The 19685-nt window shown below is 63.2% G+C and carries 16 protein-coding genes; 11 read left to right on the top strand and 5 right to left on the bottom strand.

Going from position 1 to position 19685, the window contains the following annotated elements; genetic code table 11:
- Nucleotides 1-193: 193 nt before the first annotated feature.
- Entirely contained in the window at nt 194-1096 is a 903-nt protein-coding gene (locus MB818_RS09915) for a LysR family transcriptional regulator (RefSeq protein WP_234139259.1), read from the bottom strand.
- A 120-nt stretch (nt 1097-1216) separates the two neighbouring features.
- Here MB818_RS09915 and MB818_RS09920 point away from each other — a divergent pair, with 120 nt between their 5' ends.
- From MB818_RS09920 to MB818_RS09940, 5 genes are all read left to right on the top strand, one after another.
- Nucleotides 1217-2197, top strand: coding sequence for a sterol desaturase family protein (locus MB818_RS09920; RefSeq protein ID WP_234163313.1), 981 nt, complete (start codon nt 1217-1219; stop codon nt 2195-2197).
- Complete coding sequence (locus MB818_RS09925; protein ID WP_234139257.1) at nt 2194-2988, top strand: 3-methyl-2-oxobutanoate hydroxymethyltransferase; 795 nt, start codon at nt 2194-2196, stop codon at nt 2986-2988. The genes MB818_RS09920 and MB818_RS09925 overlap by 4 nt, the downstream gene beginning before the upstream one ends.
- Before the next feature lie 264 nt (nt 2989-3252).
- On the top strand, nt 3253-5292 hold the full coding sequence (gene recQ, locus MB818_RS09930; RefSeq protein WP_238904958.1) for a DNA helicase RecQ: 2040 nt from the start codon (nt 3253-3255) through the stop codon (nt 5290-5292).
- A 33-nt stretch (nt 5293-5325) separates the two neighbouring features.
- Nucleotides 5326-6096: a peroxide stress protein YaaA gene (gene yaaA / locus MB818_RS09935; protein WP_234220734.1), complete on the top strand. Its 771-nt coding sequence runs from the start codon at nt 5326-5328 to the stop codon at nt 6094-6096.
- Nucleotides 6097-6157: 61 nt separating this feature from the next.
- Entirely contained in the window at nt 6158-7417 is a 1260-nt protein-coding gene (locus tag MB818_RS09940) for a flavin-dependent oxidoreductase (protein ID WP_238904959.1), read from the top strand.
- Here MB818_RS09940 and glpK read toward each other — a convergent pair.
- The 3 genes from glpK to panB form a co-directional block, all read right to left on the bottom strand.
- Nucleotides 7414-8892 (bottom strand): glycerol kinase GlpK, encoded by a 1479-nt coding sequence (glpK, locus tag MB818_RS09945; RefSeq protein ID WP_238904960.1) that lies wholly within the window; start codon nt 8890-8892, stop codon nt 7414-7416. The genes MB818_RS09940 and glpK overlap by 4 nt on opposite strands.
- A gap of 70 nt (nt 8893-8962) precedes the next feature.
- On the bottom strand, nt 8963-9820 hold the full coding sequence (gene panC / locus MB818_RS09950; protein WP_238904961.1) for a pantoate--beta-alanine ligase: 858 nt from the start codon (nt 9818-9820) through the stop codon (nt 8963-8965).
- A complete protein-coding gene (gene panB / locus MB818_RS09955; protein ID WP_238904962.1) occupies nt 9817-10656 on the bottom strand; it encodes a 3-methyl-2-oxobutanoate hydroxymethyltransferase in 840 nt (279 codons plus the stop codon). The genes panC and panB overlap by 4 nt, the downstream gene beginning before the upstream one ends.
- Before the next feature lie 170 nt (nt 10657-10826).
- Here panB and MB818_RS09960 point away from each other — a divergent pair, with 170 nt between their 5' ends.
- The 6 genes from MB818_RS09960 to MB818_RS09985 all read left to right on the top strand — a co-directional run bounded on the left by MB818_RS09960 (nt 10827) and on the right by MB818_RS09985 (nt 18279).
- Entirely contained in the window at nt 10827-12314 is a 1488-nt protein-coding gene (locus MB818_RS09960) for an ABC transporter substrate-binding protein (RefSeq protein WP_234139250.1), read from the top strand.
- 108 nt (nt 12315-12422) lie between these two features.
- A complete protein-coding gene (locus MB818_RS09965) occupies nt 12423-13370 on the top strand; it encodes an ABC transporter permease (protein WP_234216729.1) in 948 nt (315 codons plus the stop codon).
- Nucleotides 13367-14182 carry an ABC transporter permease gene (locus MB818_RS09970; protein ID WP_234139248.1) on the top strand — a complete coding sequence of 272 codons (816 nt, stop codon included), beginning with the start codon at nt 13367-13369 and terminating at the stop codon, nt 14180-14182. Before MB818_RS09965 ends, MB818_RS09970 begins: the two co-directional genes overlap by 4 nt.
- On the top strand, nt 14179-15777 hold the full coding sequence (locus MB818_RS09975) for an ABC transporter ATP-binding protein (RefSeq protein WP_238904963.1): 1599 nt from the start codon (nt 14179-14181) through the stop codon (nt 15775-15777). The genes MB818_RS09970 and MB818_RS09975 overlap by 4 nt, the downstream gene beginning before the upstream one ends.
- A 133-nt stretch (nt 15778-15910) precedes the next feature.
- Entirely contained in the window at nt 15911-17362 is a 1452-nt protein-coding gene (locus MB818_RS09980; RefSeq protein WP_238904964.1) for an aldehyde dehydrogenase family protein, read from the top strand.
- 26 nt (nt 17363-17388) lie between these two features.
- Nucleotides 17389-18279: a DMT family transporter gene (locus MB818_RS09985; RefSeq protein WP_234139245.1), complete on the top strand. Its 891-nt coding sequence runs from the start codon at nt 17389-17391 to the stop codon at nt 18277-18279.
- Between the two features lie 56 nt (nt 18280-18335).
- On the opposite strand, the gene pncB is transcribed toward MB818_RS09985, so the two are convergent.
- Nucleotides 18336-19625 (bottom strand): nicotinate phosphoribosyltransferase, encoded by a 1290-nt coding sequence (gene pncB / locus MB818_RS09990; protein ID WP_234139244.1) that lies wholly within the window; start codon nt 19623-19625, stop codon nt 18336-18338.
- Nucleotides 19626-19685 lie beyond the last annotated feature (60 nt).

Genomic DNA, 19685 nt, shown 5'->3' on the forward strand with positions numbered 1-19685 from the left:
ATCATCAGCAACTCTCCTGCAAATCAAGAGAATTGAATCAGCAGCCAAAGCATCGCTCAAGCAGAGTTTTTCAACAGTATCCGGACGAAGCGGTCTTTTGGCGTCGTCACTTACTTGACCGCTTTGCGCGCATTGCGACTGGGAATTTGCCCCTGCAATAGTCGCTTCCACCGTTGGAGGGCACCAAAGCGGCCTACGAGGTGATAATGTGGCGATGCCCTGCGCCCTCGCCGAAATAGGACAAGCACCGGGTCACAAAGTGCCGGACCATCCGGCGAGGGTTTGCCTTGTCATAGCCGAGTGCCAATGTCAGAGGCGGCAACATATCCCGGATCGGCATCGCGACGAGGCGGTCGCCCGCGTAGCTGACATCCGTTGTGGGTAGCATATTCAGAACCGCGCAGCCGTGACCTGCGCCAACCAAGCTGCGCACCATTTCGGTGGAATTCGCATAGGCAATTTTGGCAGAATTATGCCCCGCCGCGCGGAACATCTGCTGGTAGTAATCAACCGCAATGGGACGGTTCAGAACGATCATCGTTTCTTCTGCAAGGTCTTTCAGGCGCACAGAAGCCTGCCTTGCCAGCGGATGATCCGGTGCGGTCAGGCAATAGGCAGGGGCCTCGATCAACACGTCAAAGGTGATCTGGGGCAGGGCCGCGTCGGAGACAAAAAGGATGGCGTCGAAATCGCCCGACAGAAACCCCTCTTGCGCGCGGTCATTGTCGCATTCCTCAAGGTGGAGCGTCACTTGTCCGTCCGCGCCAGCAATACCTGTCAGAATGTCGGGTAGGAAGGCCGGGGCAACCGGGGCGTAATAGCCGATCCGCAATTCGCCTGTCAGGGCTCCTTGAAGATCTGAGCCTGCTGTCATTACCGCTTCAAACTCTTCGAGGAGATGGTTGAATTTGCGTTCAAGCACCCGACCGCTGGTCGTGGCGGTTATCCCCCGCGACCGGAACCGGTTGACCAATGTGAGCTGGAAGTGCGCCTCGATCCGGTCGATCGCCGCCGATACGGCCGACGCGGCAACGTTCAGTTCCTCCGCCGCCCCTGAAATGCTGCCATGGGCCAATGCAGTGGTGAAGTAACGCATGGATTGGATCGAAACGGTCACAATTCCTCGGTCAATCAGATGTAGATCATCATTTAGTTCTGTTTTTCATGGGAATGGCCTTGTGTCAAACTGCGTGACAAATTGCGAGCGAGGGAATGCATGTCCGATACTCAACTGAAGGGCTGGAACCATGTGCCCGATGTTCCGCTGAAGGTGTCACCGATCTTCAGTTGGCCACCGAACCCGACCGAAATCGCAGGTTGGTTCTGGAGCTCGTGGTTCCTGATCACGGAAAAGCTGATCATCGTCGGGATCGCCTTCGCCAGCTACCTCTGGTTCCAACCGCCGCTGGAAGAGTCCAGGACCTTCGCATTCGGCTGGGTCGCACAGATGTATGCGCGCAACCTGCTGCTGGCCCTGATCATCGGAGGCGCACTTCACCTGTGGTTCTACACCTTCTCGGCACAAGGGTTGAAACTGAAGTTCGACCCGCGTCCCCTGATGGTGAATGGCCGGCAGTTCACCCTTGGCGGCCAGGTGCGCGACAACATGTTCTGGACACTTGGTACCGGCGTGCTCATCTGGACCGGCTACGAGGTGGTGCTGATCTGGGCCTTGTCCAATGGATACATGCCACTGATCTCCTGGGCCGCACATCCTGTCTGGTTTGTCGCGATCTTCTTTCTGATTCCGATTTGGGAGAGTTTCTATTTCTACGTCATCCATCGGACGATCCACATTCCGTTTCTCTACAAACACGTCCACTACCTGCATCACCGCAACATCAATGTCGGCCCGTGGTCTGGCATGTCCCAGCACCCGATCGAGCAGATGATCTTTCTCGGATCGGTCTTCGTGCACCTGTTGATCGGCGCGCACCCGGTGCATATCCTGTTCCACCTTCAGTATTATTTCCTGACGGCGATGACCACGCACACGGGGTTTCAGGGGTTGCTGATCAAGGACAAGAATCGCCTGGCCTTGGGGACGTTCCACCACCAGATGCATCACCGCTATTTCGAGTGTAATTACGGCAGCCTGGAAATCCCCTTGGATAAGTGGTTCGGCACCTTCCATAACGGCACGGTCGAGGCCAATGAAAAGATGCAAGAGCGACGCAAAAGGATCATGGGGAAATGAGCAAGGCACTGACTGTCATGGATCTGCGCGCCCTAAAGGGGGTTCGCCAGATCAGCTTTGTTCAGGTGGCCCGCGAGGAAGAGGCCATCGCCGCCTCGGAGGCTGGAATGGACATGATCGGAACGGCCTTCATCCCCGAACGCGCTCATTTCGCCCGGGCCGTGCCGCAGACGCATTTCCAGTTTGGATTGCCGTGGGGCAAACACGCCGAAGCAACCGAGGCATTGCGCGATGCCATGGCGGCGATGAATGCAGGCGCTCAGTCAATCTATTGCGGTATGAGCCCGGCCATAGTTGAGGTGCTGGCGCGCGAGGGCGTACCGGTGATCTGCCATGTCGGCCTCGTGCCGCCCAAGGCGACCTGGACGGGCGGCTTCAAGGCGGTGGGCAAGTCGGCCGAGCAAGCCCTGCATCTCTTGCAAGAGGTCAAGGATTTCGAAAATGCCGGTGGCTTTGCCGTCGAGATGGAAGTCATCCCCGCTCGAGTGGCCGCCGAAATTTCCAAAAGGACTTCCATGCTGACGATCTCACTCGGCTCCGGTGGAGATTGCGATGCTCAATACCTGTTCTCTGCCGATCTTCTCGGGGAAAATCGCGGCCACTTTCCTCGCCATGCCAAAGCCTATCGAAATTTCGCAGGTGAACGCGATCGCCTACAGGCCGAACGCGTGGCGGCTTATCGTGAGTATATCTCCGAAGTGAACGTCGGAACCTTTCCCGAAGCGTCTCATGTTGTTGAGATAGATGAAACCGCGTTGCAAGATTTTCTGAAACAGGCGGAGCGGGCCTGACCGGTTTCTTGACAGCGATGTCTGTTTTGCGTGCATCACGAACGTTCGTGCGCGCCGCAGCATCTGTCGAAGTGGGCTCTATCGTTGAATCCGCTGCGCGAAAGACAAATGACTGCGCTGCAGAAAACCGCATGATCAAAGTGACACGATAGATGTTTTCGAACAGAAGAAGACGGGCGCCGGTGCTCTTGTTCCCGGCGCTTTTGCGCGTGTAAGGTGGTTCCAAAGAGCAAAGCGCAAAAATCAGGACAGGCCACCCTCAAGATGTTCGACGCCGCACCGCTGTTGCGAGATGTGTTTGGATTCGACGCCTTCCGCCCCGGACAGGAAGAGATCGCGCGGGCCGTGGCCGAGGGCGAGAACGTGCTGGCGATCATGCCCACGGGGGGCGGCAAATCGCTTTGCTTCCAACTGCCGGCACTGATGCGCGACGGGGTGACGGTGGTGATCTCGCCGCTGATCGCCCTGATGCGCGACCAGGTACGCGGCTTGCAGGAGGCGGGTGTCGAGGCGGGGGCCTTGACCTCGGGCAACACGCCTGAAGAGACCGAGGCTGTCTGGGAGGCGCTGGAGGCGGGGCGGCTGAAGCTCCTTTACATGGCCCCCGAACGGCTCGCCTCGGGCGCGGCGATGGGGATGCTGCGGCGGATCGGGGTGAGCCTGATCGCGGTGGACGAAGCCCATTGCGTCAGCCAGTGGGGCCATGATTTCCGCCCCGACTACCTGCGCATCGGAGAGCTACGCCGGGCGCTGGGCGTGCCGCTGGCCGCCTTCACCGCCACGGCGGATGCCGAGACACAGGCCGAGATCGTCGCGAAACTGTTCGACGGAAAAGCGCCGCGCAGCTTTCTGCGCGGGTTCGACCGGCCCAATATCCACCTTGCCTTTGCCGCCAAGGACAGCCCGCGCCGCCAGATCCTGGATTTCGCGGGCGCTCGGCGCGGCCAGTCGGGCATCGTCTATTGCGGCACCCGCGCCAAGACCGAGACGCTGGCGCAGGCCCTGCGCGAGGACGGCCACAGTGCCTGTCACTATCACGGCGGCATGGAGGCCGAGGACCGCCGCATCGTCGAGACCCGCTTTGCCCGCGAGGACGGGCTGATCGTGGTGGCGACGGTCGCCTTTGGCATGGGCATCGACAAGCCAGATATCCGTTGGGTCGCCCATGCCGATCTGCCGAAATCCATCGAGGCCTATTATCAGGAGATCGGCCGCGCCGGGCGCGATGGCGGGCCGGCCGAGACGCTGACCCTGTTCGGCCCCGACGACATACGCCTGCGCCGCAGCCAGATCGACGAGGGGCTGGCCCCACCCGAACGCCGCGCCGCCGACCATGCCCGGCTGAACGCACTTCTGGGGCTGGCCGAGGCGCTGACCTGCCGCCGCCAGACCCTGCTGGGTTACTTTGGCGAGACCGAGGTCACCTGCGGCAAATGCGATCTGTGCGACAGCCCGGCAGAGCGCTTTGATGGAACCACCGCCGTGCGCATGGCGCTGTCGGCGATGCTGCGGACCGAGGAATGGTTCGGCGCAACCCATCTGATCGATATCCTGCTGGGCAACCAGACCGACAAGATCCGCGAACGCCGTCATGACCAGTTGCCAACCTATGGGGTGGGCACGGAATGGAACCGCGCTCAGTGGCAGGCGATCTTTCGCCAGATGATGGGCCGCGATCTGGTGCGCCCCGATCCCGAACGTCATGGCGCGTTGCGGATGACCGAGGCGGCGCTGCCGATCCTGCGCGGCGAGGCCGAAATCGAGTTGCGCAAGGATACGGTGCGCAAGGCGGCGCGGCGTCCGGCGGTCAAGGCCATGGTCAATGACGAGGACGCGCCGCTGCTGTCCGCGCTCAAGGCCAAGCGCCGCGCGCTGGCCGAGGCGGCGCGGGTCCCAGCCTATGTGATTTTTCCCGACCGCACCCTGATCGAGATGGCCGAGAAGCGCCCCGCGTCGCTGGACCAGATGGCCCGGATCGGTGGTATCGGTGCCAAGAAGCTGGAGCGCTACGGCGCCCTGTTCCTGGAGGTGGTGAGCGGCGCCGCCGAGGCCCTGCACCCCGCCCGCCGCAAGCTGGCCGGTCGGCAGACCGGCAACATCTATGACCGGCTGCTGGCGGTGCAGGCCGATCTGGCGCGCGGCCCCGACGGAATCGACAAGCCGCTCAGCTGTTCGGCATCGCAGCTGGCCAAGGTGGCGCAGATGCGGCCCGACGACCGGCACGGGCTGGAGGTGCTGTTGGGCGACCGGCGCTGGGAACGTTTTGGTGAGGCCTTTCTGGACGTGCTGGGCCAGGCGTCCTAGATACGTGCGAAACCAAGGACGAGGGGGCAGGACATGCTGGTGGTGATCTCTCCGGCCAAGCGGCTGGATTGGGCGGAACGTGACATAGCGGCGACCGAACCCGCCTTTCAAGACGATGCGGTGCGGCTGGCCAAGACCGCGCGCAACCTGACGCTGGGCGATCTCAAGAAACTGATGGGGCTGAGCGACGATCTGGCCCGGCTCAACCGCGACCGGTTCCGCGAATTCGCCGATGCGCCTAGCGCTGATGTGACCCGCCCTGCCGCGCTGGCCTTTGCCGGGGACACCTATCAGGGGCTCGAGGCGGCCTCGCTCGACCCTGAAGAGATGGACTGGGCGCAGCAGCATCTGCGCATCCTGTCGGGGCTATACGGCCTGTTGCGCCCGCTGGATGCGATCCAGGCCTATCGGCTGGAAATGGGCAGCCGGTTGAAGACGCGTCGGGGAACCTCTCTCTATGACTATTGGGGCGATCAGCTGTCCAGAACGCTGAATGCGCAGGCGGATGAGATCGGCACCGATGTGCTGGTCAACTGCGCCAGCCAGGAATATTTCGGCGCCGTGGACCCCAAGGCGCTGAAACTGCGGGTGATCACGCCCGTGTTCATGGAGGACAAGGGCGGCGCGCCCAAGATCGTGAGTTTCTATGCCAAGAAGGCGCGCGGGGCGATGGCCCGCTATATCGTGCAACGCCGTCTGACCGATCCGCAGGCGCTGAGTGAATTCGACAGTGGCGGATACCAGTTTAACGCAGAAATGTCCGAACCCGACAAACCGGTGTTCCTGCGCCCTTATCAGGGCTGATTTTCTCTCGACCTCACGCGCGGCGCCGGGCAGTCTGTCGCCACGAGAGAGGGAGACTGCCATGACCGTTCTGATCGCCGGTGCCGGTATCGCGGGGCTCAGCCTGGGGCTGACGCTGCACCAGATCGGGGTGCCGTTCCGCATCTACGAGGCGACGGCGGTGCTGCGCCCGATGGGGGTGGGGATCAACCTGCAACCCAATGCGGTGCGCGAATTGCTGGATCTGGGGCTGGAAGCGGAACTGGACCGGATCGGGGTTCGGACGCGGCAACTGGGGTTCTATTCGAAACTGGGCAAGACCATCTGGGAAGAGCCGCGCGGCACCTGGGCGGGTTACGCCTGGCCGCAATATTCGGTGCATCGCGGCGCCTTGCAGATGATGCTGTATGAGGCGCTGGTTGCACGCGCCGGGGCGGATTGCGTGGTGACGGGCGCTCGCGCCACCGGGTTCGAAACCGGGCCAGAGGGCGCCATTCTGATCCTGAGCGATGGGCGCCGGGTCGAGGGGCGGTTGCTGATCGCCGCCGATGGCATCCATTCGGCGCTTCGGGCGCAGATGTACCCAGACGAGGGCGAACCGATCTGGAACGGACGCGTCTTGTGGCGTGCCACCACCCGGGCGCCCGCCTATTTCGGTGGCGGCGCCATGGCGATGATCGGGCATGACGACCTGCGGCTGGTGTCTTATCCGATCTCCGACCCGGATAGCGACGGCATGGTCGAAATGAACTGGATCGCCGAGAAACGCTTCCCCTTGGATGCCGCGTGGAAGAAAGAGGATTGGAACCGTGCCGCCGATATCGGTGACTTCCTGCCCGATTTCGAAGAATGGCGGTTCGACTGGATCGACGTTCCCGCGCTGATCCGGGGGGCCGAGGTGGTCTATGAATACCCGATGGTCGACCGCGACCCGCTGCCCCGCTGGACGGATGGTTCGATGACCCTGATGGGCGATGCGGCGCATCCCACTTATCCGGTGGGATCGAACGGGGCCAGTCAGGCGATTCTGGATGCCCGCATCATCGGTGCCCGGCTGCTGGAGCATGGGATTACGCCCAGGGCGCTGGAAGCCTATGAGGCCGACACCCGCCCGGTGACCACCGCCGTTGGCAAGGCCAATCGCGCGGGCGGGGGGCCGGACGGGGTGCTGCAACGGGTCGAGGATCTGTGCGGCGGGGATTTCGACGATATCGACACCGTGATCCCCCACGCGGATCTGGCCGCACATGCGGCCAGATACAAATCCATCGCCGGGTTCTCGATAGAAGAGCTGAATGCGCGCCCCCGGACCATCGCCGAAGGCGCTCGGGTTACAGCCTAGACCGTCATCGCCGCCGCAACCGCCGCTTTCCAGCGGCGATAAGCGGCCTCGCGGTTGCCCTCGGGCATCTTGGGGGTGAACCGGGCATCCAGCGCCCAGGTCGCGGCAAAGCCCGCCTGATCGGGATAAAGCCCCGCCCGCATCCCGGCCAGCCAAGCCGCGCCCAGCGCCGTGGTCTCCTGCATCACCGGGCGGTCCACCGGCGCGCCCAGACGGTCGGCCAGTCCCTGCATCGCCCAGTCAGACGCGCTCATGCCGCCATCGACGCGCAGGATCACATTCGCATCTGCGCCCCAATCGCCCTGCATCGCCTCCCACAGGTCGCGGGTCTGATAGGCGACGCTTTCCAGCGCAGCCTTGCAGAACTCGGCAGGGCCCGAATTGCGCGTCAGCCCGAACATGGCGCCCCGGCAATCGGGTTTCCAATAGGGGGCACCAAGACCGGTGAAGGCGGGCACAAGAATGACGTTCTGGGCCGGATCGGCGCGGGCGGCCAGTTCACCGCTTTGCGCCGCGGTCTCGATGATCCCCAGCCCGTCGCGCAGCCATTGCACCGCCGCCCCGGCGATGAATATCGACCCTTCCAACGCATAGGTCCGCTGGCCGTCCAACTGATAGGCAATGGTCGTCAGCAGCCGGTTTTGCGAGGCGACCGGCTGTGCCCCGGTATTGAGCAGCGCGAAACAACCGGTGCCATAGGTGGATTTCATCATGCCGGGCTGGAAACAGGCCTGCCCTATCGTGGCCGCCTGCTGGTCGCCGGCAACGCCCAGGATCGGCACCTGCCCGCCAAACAGATCCGTGGTACCGAAATCGGCAGCACAGTCGCGCACCTCGGGCAGCATCGCCATCGGCACGTCCAGCAGCTCGCAGATCTCCTTGCTCCATTCCCCCTGATGGATGTCGAACATCAGCGTCCGCGCGGCGTTGGTGGCATCGGTCGCGTGAACCCGCCCGCCGGTCAGCCGCCAGATCAGGAACGAATCGATCGTGCCGAACAGCAGCTCTCCCGCCGCGGCCCGATCGCGCGCGCCCGGCACGGTGTCGAGGATCCATTTCACCTTGGTGCCCGAGAAATACGGATCGAGCAGCAGGCCAGTCTGGGCGGTAAAGTCATCCTCGCAGCCCGCATTGCGCAGCCGCTCGCAGATGGCTGCGGTGCGCCGGTCCTGCCACACGATGGCGCGATGCACGGGCGCACCGCTGGCCTTGTCCCAGACCACTGTGGTTTCGCGCTGGTTGGTAATGCCGATACCGGCGATCTGTTCAGGTCCGATCCCCTGAGCAGAGATCACTTCGCGGCAGACCTCGACCGTGGTTTGCCAGATCTCTTCGGCGTCGTGTTCCACCCAGCCCGCTTCGGGAAAATGCTGGGTGAATTCACGCTGAGCGGTCGCCACCCGCCGCATCTCGCCATCGAACAGGATCGCCCGGCTCGAAGTGGTGCCCTGGTCGATCGCCAGAATAAAGGTCATTCTCTGCCCCCTGTCATCGTCTCTTGACCCGGGACTGTAGCCGCATTTCCGGCGTGTCAGGAAGCCCCTACTAATCGTTTAGTTGAGGAACCGCGATATTGTCGATCAGCCGCACCCCGTCGAGCCAGGCCGCCACCAGCAGGCGCGCGGGTTCGGTGGGCCGGTCAAGCGCGCGCAGACTGTCCGCTGCGCGCAGATCGAAATACTCGATATCGACAAAACCGGCGGCGCCCAGCGCCTCGCGCGCCGCGGGCGCCAGATCACCAAATGAGGCGCCAGCCGCCAGCTTCTCGGCCACCTGCCGCATGACGGGATAGAGCCGACCCGCTCGCTCCAGCCCGTCAGCCGAGAGCCGCATGTTGCGCGAGGACATCGCCAATCCCGAAGGCTCGCGCACCGTGGGACAGCCAATCACCGTGATGGGGATATCCATATCCTGCGCCATGCGGGTCACCAGCATCATCTGCTGGTAATCCTTTTCGCCGAAATAGGCCCGGTCGGCCGCGGTTTGCAGGAACAGTTTCGCCACCACGGTCGCCACGCCGTCGAAATGGCCGGGGCGGCACGCCCCCTCCATTACATCGGTCAGACCCGAGACCGAAACGGTCGTGGCAAACCCCTCTGGATAGATTTGATCGGGATCGGGCACATAGATCGCATCGACCCCATAAGGCGCCAGCTTGGCGGCGTCGGCCTCTTCGGTGCGGGGGTATTTGGCCAGATCCTCGGGGCTGTTGAACTGTTTCGGGTTGACGAAAATGGTCACCACCACCCGGTCGCAAGCCGCCTTGGCCGCCGCGACCAGCGACAGGTGGCCATCGTGCAACGCGCCCATCGTGGGCACCACACCGATGCGTTCGCCCGCACGCTTCCAACCGGCGGTGGCGGCGCGCAGATCGGTTAGATTGCGCAGGATCGGCGCGCTCATGTCTTTGCACCCTTGGCCGGGGCCTGATCACCAAACACATGTTCCGCCGCCGGAAAGCTGCGCGCGCGGACCTCGGCCGCATATTCGGCAATCGCCGCCTCGGCCATTGGCCCCAGATCGGCATATCGCTTGACGAATTTCGGTTTGAACGCGGTGAAAAAGCCCAGCATGTCATCCACCACCAGGATCTGCCCGTCACACCCGGCAGAGGCCCCGATGCCGATGGTGGGAATCGCCACCTCGGCGGTGATCCGGTCGGCCAGCGTCGCGGGCACCTTCTCCAGCACGACCGAGAACGCGCCCGCATCGGCTACCGCATGCGCATCGGCCAGCACCGCCTGGGCCTGATCGTCGCGGCCCTGCACCTTGTAGCCGCCCAGCGTATTGATCGACTGCGGCGTCAGCCCGATATGGGCCATCACCGGAATGCCACGCTTCACCAGAAACCGGATGGTTTCGTCCATCTCGACCCCGCCTTCCAGCTTGACCGCGCCAGCACCGGTCTCGGCCATCAGCCGGGCAGCATTGCGGAACGCCTGTGCCGGACCCTCCTCGTAGCTGCCGAATGGCATGTCGATGACCAGCATCGCGCGTTCCAGCCCGCGCGCCACCGCCTGGCCGTGCAGGATCATCATCTCCATGGTCACACCCAGGGTGGAACTGAGCCCATGCAGCACCATGCCGACACTGTCGCCCACCAGCACGAAATCGCAATGCCCATCCATCAGCCGCGCCATCGGAGTCGTATAAGCGGTCAGGCTGACCAGCGGCACGCCCCCCTTTTGCGCCCGGATATCCTGGGCATTGGGGGCGGTCTTGCGGGCAGTCGCACTCATTTCCAGTCCTCCGCAGAAAATGTTGCATCGCAGCATAGATATTTCGCAATCGCAGCGAAAGCCCGATTGCGCCAACAATTCCTTGATTGCCCCGGGATTTGCGGAAACAGTGAGGCAAGCCGTGACGGGTTCACGATCCCGTCAGACGAAACCAAACGGGGAGAGTTGGAATGAAACGGTTTGTAAAACAGGGGTTTGTCTCTGGTCTGGCGCTGAGTGCCGCTTTGATCGCCGGGGCCGCCTGGGCCAAGGATGACATCACCATCGCAATGCAGTTGGAGCCGCCGCATCTGGACCCAACCAGCGCCGCGGCGCAGGCCATCGACTCGGTGGTCTATGTAAATATTTTCGAGGGATTGACCCGCTTTATGGGCGATGGATCGATCGTCCCCGCCCTGGCCGAAAGCTGGGAGATCTCGGAGGATGGCACCGTCTATACCTTCAAGCTGCACGAGGGCGTGACCTTCCATGACGGCTCGGCGATGGATGCCGAGGACGTCAAGTTCAGCCTGGATCGCGCCCGCGCCGAAGACAGCGCCAATGCGCAAAAGGCGCTGTTCGCCGGGATCGACAGCGTTGATGTGGTCGATCCGCTGACCGTCAAGGTGACGCTGACCGAACCCAACGGCAATTTCCTGTTCAACATGGCCTGGGGCGATGCGGTGATCGTGGCGCCCGAGAGCATCGAGAACATCAAGACCGCGCCGGTGGGCACCGGCCCCTATACGTTTGGCGAATGGGTGCAGGGCGACAAGATCGTGCTGAACCGCAACACCGGTTACTGGGGTGACCAGCCGGCGCTCGCACAAGCGACGTTCAAATTCATTTCGGACCCCACAGCCGCCTTCGCCGCAATGATGGCCGAGGATGTGGACGTGTTCACCGGCTTCCCCGCGCCCGAGAACCTGCCGCAATTCGAGGCCGATCCTCGGTTCCAGGTGCTGGTCGGGTCGACCGAGGGGGAAACCATCCTCTCGACCAACAACAAGCAGGCGCCCTTTGACAACGTCAAGGTGCGCCAGGCGATGGCCCATGCCATCGACCGCCAGGCGATCATCGACGGCGCGATGTTCGGATATGGCACCCCGATCGGCACGCATTTCGCACCGCACAACCCGGCCTATGTCGATCTGACCGGCAACTCTGCCTATGACCCGGACAAGGCCAAGGCACTGTTGGCCGAGGCCGGTCTGCCGGATGGGTTCGAAACCACGCTGCACTTGCCGCCCCCCTCTTACGCGCGGCGCGGCGGCGAGATCATTGCGGCCCAGCTGGCCGAGGTCGGCATCAAGGCCGAGATCATCAATGTCGAATGGGCGCAATGGCTGGAAACCGTGTTCAAGGGCAAGAACTTTGGCCTGACCATCGTCAGCCATACCGAACCGATGGATATCGGCATCTACGCCCGGCCTGAATACTACTTCCAGTACGACAATCCAGCGTTTCAGGAACTGATGACGACGCTGAATTCGACCACCGACCCGGACAAGCGGACCGAGCTGATGCAACAGGCGCAGCGCATCATCTCCGAGGATTACGTGAACGGCTACCTGTTCCAGCTTGCCGCACTGAGCGTGGCCAAGGCCGGTGTGCAGGGCCTGTGGGCCAATGCGCCCACCGCCGCGACCGATCTGTCGGCGATCAGCTGGTCCGAGTAAGGCGCGGGACCATTTTCTGACCCAGAAAATGGCTCAGAAAATCTGCGATTTTCTGGCTCGCCGCTCCGGCGGCGGGTCTTTTTTCCGAATGGGTGGCATCGACCCGACATGCTCCGCTACAGCCTGAAACGCGCGCTCTCGCTGACGATCAGCCTGGCCATTGCAAGCCTGGTCATCTTTGCGGTGATCGAGATCGCCCCGGGGGATCCGGCCTCGTTCATGCTGGGCGTCAACGCGCAACCCGATACGCTGGCCGCGCTGCGCACAGAGCTGGGTCTGGATCAGTCAAAGGCCGAACGCTATGTCAGCTGGGTGACCGGCATGCTGCGCGGCGATTTCGGTACCTCTTATACCTATCGCACCCCTGTCTCGCAGATGATCGCGGACCGGCTCTGGGTGTCGCTGCCGCTCGCGCTCTACGCGCTGGCGCTGTCCACCGCCATCGCCCTGCCCGCCGGTATCTATGCCGCAGCCCGCCGGGGCAAACCCGGCGATCTGGCGGTGATGGGCGCGACCCAGCTGGGCGTCGCGGTGCCTAATTTCTGGTTCGCCATGATGCTGGTGCTGATTTTTGCGATCAACCTGCGCTGGTTCAACGCGGGCGGCTTTGCCGGCTGGGACAAGGGGCTCGTCGCGGGCCTGCACTCGCTGACCCTGCCCGCCATTGCGCTGGCCCTGCCTCAGGCGGCGATCCTGGCTCGGGTGATGCGCTCGGCCCTGCTCGACATTCTGGGCGAGGATTTCATGCGCACCGCGCGGGCCAAGGGCCTGACCCGCCGCCAGGCGCTGTGGCGGCACGGGCTGCGCAATGCGCTGATCCCGGTGCTGACCATCATCGGCCTGCAATTCTCGTTCCTGCTGGCGGGATCGATCATCATCGAGCAGGTGTTCTATCTGCCCGGCCTCGGACGGCTGGTATTTCAGGCCATCTCGGCGCGCGACCTGATCGTGGTGGAATCGGTTGTCATGCTGTTGGTCTTTGCCGTGATCGTGGTCAATTTCCTGGTCGACCTGGCCTATGCTCTCGTCGACCCGCGCCTGAGGTCCCGGACATGAGCCGCAACCTGATCCTGGGCACGGGCCTCTCCTCGCTGGTGGTACTGGCAGCGCTCATCTCTTTCATCTGGACTCCCTACGACCACACCGCGCTGAACATCCCGGCCAAACTGCAAACACCGAATGCGCAACACTGGTTCGGTACCGATCATTTCGGACGTGACATGTTTTCGATGATCATGGTCGGTGCGCGCACCTCGATTGCGGTGGCCCTGTTGGCCGTGGGCATCGGCATGAGCCTGGGCGTACCGCTGGGCCTGACCGCCGCGGCGCGCAAGGGGTCGTGGCTGGACGAGTTGATCATGCGCGGCAACGATCTGGTCTTTGCCTTCCCCTCGCTAGTGATCGCCATCCTGATCACCGCGGTCTTTGGCGCTGGCGCCGTCAACGCCATCATCGCCATCGGCATCTTCAACATCCCGGTCTTTGCCCGCATCACCCGTGGCGCGGCGCTCAGCCTGTGGGAGCGCGAATTCATCCTGGCCGCGCGCGTCGCGGGTAAGGGTGCGGCGCGCATTTCGGCCGAACATATCCTGCCCAACGTGGCCAACCTGTTGATCGTGCAGGGCACCATCCAGTTCTCGCTGGGCATTCTGGCCGAGGCGGGGCTCAGCTATGTCGGACTTGGCGCGCAACCGCCGACACCCAGCTGGGGCCGTATGCTGGCCGATGCACAGACCATGGTCAGTTTCGCGCCGCATCTCGCACTGATTCCGGGGCTGGCCATCATCCTGACCGTGCTGGGGCTGAACCTGATGGGTGACGGGCTGCGCGACTGGCTTGATCCCCGGCTCAGGGTGGCGCGCACATGAGCCTGTTGCAGATCACCGACCTGTCGCTCTCGATCCATGCCTATGAGATCCTCAAGCGCGTGAACCTGACCATCGAGCCGGGTGAGATCGTAGCTGTCACCGGCGAGAGCGGCTCGGGCAAGTCGATGACGGCGCTGGCAGTGATGCAGCTGTTGCCCGGAGGCGCGCGCGCCAGTGGCTCGATCCGGCTGGACGGTCAAGAAATTCTGACCCTGCCCGAGGCTCAGATGTGCGCCTTGCGCGGCGCGGCGGTCGGCATGGTGTTTCAGGAACCGATGACGGCGCTGAACCCGGTCAAGACCATCGGCGATCAGGTGATGGAGACGATCCTGATCCACGAGGCGATGACGCCCGACAGGGCCGAAGAGCGCGCGCGCGAGGTTCTGACCCGCGTCGGCCTGCCGCCCGACCGGTTCCCGCTGTCGCGCTATCCGCACGAACTCAGCGGCGGCCAGCGCCAGCGTGTGGTCATCGCCATGGCCATCGCGTTACGCCCGAAACTGCTGATCGCGGACGAGCCGACCACCGCGCTCGACGTCACCACGCAGGCGCAGATCCTCGACCTGCTCAAGGGGCTGGTGCAGGAATATGGCATGGGCATGCTGATGATCACCCATGATCTGGCCATTGTTGCCGACATGGCCGACCATATCACCGTCATGCGCCATGGCGAGGTGGTCGAGGCCGCGCCGACCCAGCGCCTGCTGACCGGTATGAGCCATCCCTATACCAGGATGCTGTTCGCTGCCTCGGACCACCGCGTGACCCTGCCGGCGCGACCATCACCCGCGCCGCTGCTCAAGGTGTCGGAGGTGGTGCGCGACTATGCCCTGCCGCGCACCCGGCTGTTTGCGCGCCCGGGCCATCACCGCGCCGTCGATCATGTCAGCTTTACCCTGAACCGGGGCGAGCGGCTGGGCCTGGTCGGGGAATCCGGCTGTGGCAAGTCCACCCTGACCCGCGCCATCCTGGGGCTGGAACCGGTTCAGAGCGGCGAAATCCGTCTGGCGGGGCAACCGGTCTTTGACGGCAAACGTGCCAATCCCGAAATCCGCCGCCGCATGCAGGTGGTGTTTCAGGATCCTTACGGCAGCTTCAACCCGCGTCACCGGGTCGACCGGCTGGTGACCGAACCGTTTCACCTGCTCGATGCGCCACCAACCGGGTCGGGCCGCAGCGACCGCATCGCCGAGATGCTGACCGCCGTCGGCCTGTCGCCCGACGACGCGGGTAAGTACATCCACGAGTTTTCCGGCGGCCAGCGCCAGCGCATCGCCATTGCCCGGGCGCTGATCATCCGGCCCCAACTGATCCTGTTCGACGAGGCGGTCTCGGCGCTTGATGTCTCGGTCCGGGCGCAGATCCTCGACCTGCTGGCGCAGCTTTGCTCCGAATATGACCTCACCTATCTGTTCATCAGCCATGATCTGAGCGTGGTTCGCACGATCACCGACCGGGTGCTGGTGATGCAATCGGGCCGCATCGTGGAGCAAGGAGATACAGAACAGGTCTTTTCCGACCCCGCGCACCCTTATACCCGCGCCTTGATCGCCGCCGCGCCGCAGCTTCCCGAAACCGGAGCGCGACAGGCATGACCCTTCTTCTCGCAGTTATTCCCCAAGCCAGGGAACACAGCCGCGCAACTGCTCTGACCAATCAGTCTGACCTGCCCCCGAACGATAGCCGAATTCGAAAACCTATTGCTTTGCCATCGACAAGGAGACCGCAATGACCCTTCCCCTCTGGTTCGATCCCACGCTCTGCCTCATCGGTGGCCAATGGCAATCGGCTGCCAGCGGTGACACACTGCCACTGATCAACCCCTCTGACGGCTCCGAGATCTGTCGCATCGCCCGCGGCACCGCGCCTGATATCGACGCTGCCGTAATCGCAGCAGAGACTGCACTGGCTGGTGACTGGGGCCGGATGACCGCGACCGAACGGGGCCGTATCCTGTCTCGGCTGGGCCAGTTGGTGCTGGAGCGGGTCGAGGATCTGGCAGTGATCGAGGCCGCGGACGTGGGCAAGCCGCTGACCCAGGCCCGCGCCGATGCGGTGGCGCTGGCGCGGTATTGCGAATTCTACGGCGGTGCCGCCGACAAGGTGATGGGCGAGACCATTCCCTATCTCGACGGCTATACCGTCTATACCCTGCGCGAGCCGCACGGGGTCACCGGCCATATCGTACCCTGGAACTATCCGATGCAGATCATCGGCCGCTCGGTCGGGGCGGCGCTGGCCATGGGCAATGCCTGCGTGTTGAAACCGGCGGAAGAGGCCTGTCTGACCGCGCTGGCCTTTGCCGATCTGGCGATGCAGGCGGGGCTACCCGCCGGCGCGCTGAACGTGGTTCCGGGGCTGGGGGCCGAGGCGGGCGCGGCACTGTCGGCGCATCCCGGCGTGCATCATATCTCGTTCACCGGATCGGTCGCCACCGGCGCGCTGGTGCAACAGGCGGCGGGGCGCAACGTGGTGCCGGTGACGCTGGAGCTTGGGGGCAAGTCGCCGCAACTGGTGTTCGACGATGCCGATCTGGAAGCTGCGCTGCCGTTCCTGGTGAATGCCGGATGCCAGAATGCCGGTCAGACCTGCTCTGCCTCTTCCCGTATCCTGGCACAGCGCGACGTCTATGAAGAGGTCAAGACACGGATGGCTGCGGCCTATGCCGATTTGACCGTCGGCCCGGCGATGGAAGACTTGCGGGTGGGGCCGCTGATCTCGGCGCGGCAAAAGGAGATCGTGACCGGGTTTCTGGGCAAGGGCGCCGACCTGACCATCGCAGCACAGGGCCGGATCGTGGACCACGCGCCCGAGACAGGGGCCTATGTCCGCCCGACACTTTTTGCCGATGTGCCCCCCGATCATGTGCTGGCACGGGACGAGATCTTTGGCCCGGTGCAGGTCCTGATCCCGTTTGACACCGAAGAACAGGCCGTCGAGATCGCCAATGGCACCGATTACGGGCTGGTCGCGAGCATCTGGACCCGCGACGGCGCGCGCCAGATGCGGCTGGCCAAGCGGTTGCGCGCCGGACAGGTCTTTATCAACAATTACGGTGCTGGCGGCGGGGTCGAGTTGCCCTTTGGCGGGGTTGGGAAATCCGGTCACGGGCGCGAGAAAGGGTTCGAGGCGCTTTACGGCTTTTCGCAGCTCAAGACAGTCGCCGCGCGGCACGGCTGAGGATGAGCGCGCGCAGCGGAGATAACGTGGTTCTTGCCATCCTGCTGTCGCTGCTGGCGCTGGTCCTGTTCGATATGATGGGGCTGATCATCAAGTACCTGTCGCCGCGCTATGGGGCGGCGGAACTTTCGGCCTATCGCAACTTCTTCGGGGTCTTTCCCAGCTTGATAGCACTGTGGTCATCGCGTGCCTGGCACAGTGCGGGGCGGCCTCTGCGGATCCGGCAGTGGCGCCTGGGGCTGATGCGCGGGGTCTATGTGACCTTTGCCCAGTTCCTGTTCTACTATTCGCTGGGCAAGTTGGCCTTTGCGACCGCCTCGACCATCACCTATGCCAATGCGGTGTTCATGACCGCGCTTGCGGTGCCTCTGCTGGGTGAGCGTGTCGGCCTGATGCGCTGGGCCGCGGTGCTGCTGGGCTTTGCCGGGGTGCTGATGGTGATGAAGCCTGGCAGCGACAGTTTCTCGCCGGATGCGCTGGCGCCGCTGGGGGCTGCGTTCCTCTATGCGCTGACCGGGGTGTCGGCGCGGCAGATGGACAGCGCGGTGCCAAGCGCGCTGATCAACCTCTATTCGGTTGTGGCCGCTCTCTTCGGGGCGCTGGCGCTGGCGCTGCTGAGCGGCGGGTTCACCCCGCTTGTCCAATGGTCAGACCTGGGATGGATCGCTGCAATGGGAGGGTTCGGAGGAACAGCGGTGCTGTGTCTGGTGGCCTCCTACCGGATGACCGAGCAGAGCAATCTGGCCCCCTTCAGCTATTTCGGCATTCCCATCGCCTTTGTCGCGGGCTGGCTGGTGTTCGACGAAACCCCTTGGGCCGATCTGTTCCCTGGCGCGTTTTTCATCGCGGGTGGTGGGTTGATGATCGTTTGGCGCGAAAGGATCAGATCACGGGCAGGGCGACGAATTTCAGAATGAAATTCGTCCTGTTTTCCGGGTCGGAAAACGACCCGAAATCCGTGCCGGATTTCGGTTTACACCTCAACGGCATAACTGGTTTGCCGACCCACTCCGAACACCCGCTTGTAACGCGCGATTTCTTCTGCCGGACCCATCGCCTTCTCAGGATTGTCGCTCAGCTTCACAGTTGGGCGCCCATCGGCCGAGATTGCCTTGCAGACCAGCGAGAAGGGGGCCAAGCCATCATCGGCAGCCAACCCCCTGAAATCATTTGTCAATAGGGTTCCCCAACCAAATGATATCTTGGCCAGTCCTGCAAAACGGGCATGCAACTCGGCGATCTTGTCCACATCCAGCCCGTCCGAGAAAATGATACGCTTCTCTGTCGGGTTCTCGCCGCGCTCCTTCCACCAGGCGATGGCGGTTTCCGCCCCTTCCACCGGGTCGCCGCTGTCGATCCGGATGCCGGTCCAGCCAGCCAGCCAATCCGGCGCGCGCTCGAGAAAACCTTTGGTGCCGTAGGTGTCGGGCAGGATGATGCGCAGGTTGCCTTCGTGTTCCTCGTGCCAGTCACTCAGCACATCATAGGGTGCGCGGGCCAGTTCGGCGTCGTTTTCAGCAAGGGCGCTGTAGACCATCGGCAGTTCATGCGCGTTGGTCCCGATCGCCTCGACCTCGCGCCGCATTGCGATCAGGCAATTTGATGTGCCGGTGAATTTCGCCCCCAACCCTTCGATCATGGCTTGCACACACCAATCCTGCCACAGAAAGGAGTGCCGCCGACGGGTGCCGAAATCAGCGATTGTCAGCCCATCGATCCCGCGCAGGCGCTCGATCTTCTCCCAGACCCGGGTCATCGCGCGGGCATAGAGGATCTGCAATTCGAACCGGCGCATATCATGCAGTACCGCGCGCGAGCGCAGTTCCATCAGCACTGCCAGCGCCGGTATCTCCCACAGCATCACCTCGGGCCAATTGCCCTCGAAGGTCAGCTCATATTGATCGTCACGGCGTTCCAGATGGTAGGGCGGCAATTGCAGCCCCTCGAACCATTCCATGAAATCCGGACGGAACATCTGGCGTTTGCCATAGAACGTGTTTCCGCGCAGCCATGTGCTTTCACCCCGGCTCAGGCGCAGAGACCGGATGTGGTCCAGTTGTTCGCGCAACTCTCCCTCGTCGATCAGCCGGGCCAGCGGGATCCGCGTCGTGCGGTTGATCAGGGAAAAGGTGACCTGTGTGTCGGGCTTGTTCCGGAACACCGACTGGCACATCAGCAGCTTGTAGAAATCGGTGTCGATCAGAGAGCGGACAATCGGATCGATCTTCCACTTGTGATTATAGACGCGGGTTGCGATGTCCACGGATGGCCCTCGTTCAGAATGGATCACCCATGGATACGCCAGCCTTACGGTCATGGCAAT

This window comes from Ruegeria alba (assembly GCF_022321465.1).
Taxonomy (GTDB): Bacteria; Pseudomonadota; Alphaproteobacteria; order Rhodobacterales; family Rhodobacteraceae; genus Ruegeria_B; species Ruegeria_B alba.

Coding starts and splice junctions, on each gene's coding strand:
- MB818_RS09925 (WP_234139257.1), top strand. CDS start 2,194: ATGAGCAAGGCACTGACTGTCATGGATCTGCGCGCCCTAAAGGGGGTT.
- glpK (WP_238904960.1), bottom strand. CDS start 8,892: ATGACCTTTATTCTGGCGATCGACCAGGGCACCACTTCGAGCCGGGCG.
- panB (WP_238904962.1), bottom strand. CDS start 10,656: ATGAGTGCGACTGCCCGCAAGACCGCCCCCAATGCCCAGGATATCCGG.
- panC (WP_238904961.1), bottom strand. CDS start 9,820: ATGAGCGCGCCGATCCTGCGCAATCTAACCGATCTGCGCGCCGCCACC.
- MB818_RS09980 (WP_238904964.1), top strand. CDS start 15,911: ATGACCCTTCCCCTCTGGTTCGATCCCACGCTCTGCCTCATCGGTGGC.
- MB818_RS09940 (WP_238904959.1), top strand. CDS start 6,158: ATGACCGTTCTGATCGCCGGTGCCGGTATCGCGGGGCTCAGCCTGGGG.
- MB818_RS09960 (WP_234139250.1), top strand. CDS start 10,827: ATGAAACGGTTTGTAAAACAGGGGTTTGTCTCTGGTCTGGCGCTGAGT.
- recQ (WP_238904958.1), top strand. CDS start 3,253: ATGTTCGACGCCGCACCGCTGTTGCGAGATGTGTTTGGATTCGACGCC.
- yaaA (WP_234220734.1), top strand. CDS start 5,326: ATGCTGGTGGTGATCTCTCCGGCCAAGCGGCTGGATTGGGCGGAACGT.
- MB818_RS09920 (WP_234163313.1), top strand. CDS start 1,217: ATGTCCGATACTCAACTGAAGGGCTGGAACCATGTGCCCGATGTTCCG.
- MB818_RS09975 (WP_238904963.1), top strand. CDS start 14,179: ATGAGCCTGTTGCAGATCACCGACCTGTCGCTCTCGATCCATGCCTAT.
- MB818_RS09965 (WP_234216729.1), top strand. CDS start 12,423: ATGCTCCGCTACAGCCTGAAACGCGCGCTCTCGCTGACGATCAGCCTG.
- MB818_RS09915 (WP_234139259.1), bottom strand. CDS start 1,096: ATGCGTTACTTCACCACTGCATTGGCCCATGGCAGCATTTCAGGGGCG.
- MB818_RS09970 (WP_234139248.1), top strand. CDS start 13,367: ATGAGCCGCAACCTGATCCTGGGCACGGGCCTCTCCTCGCTGGTGGTA.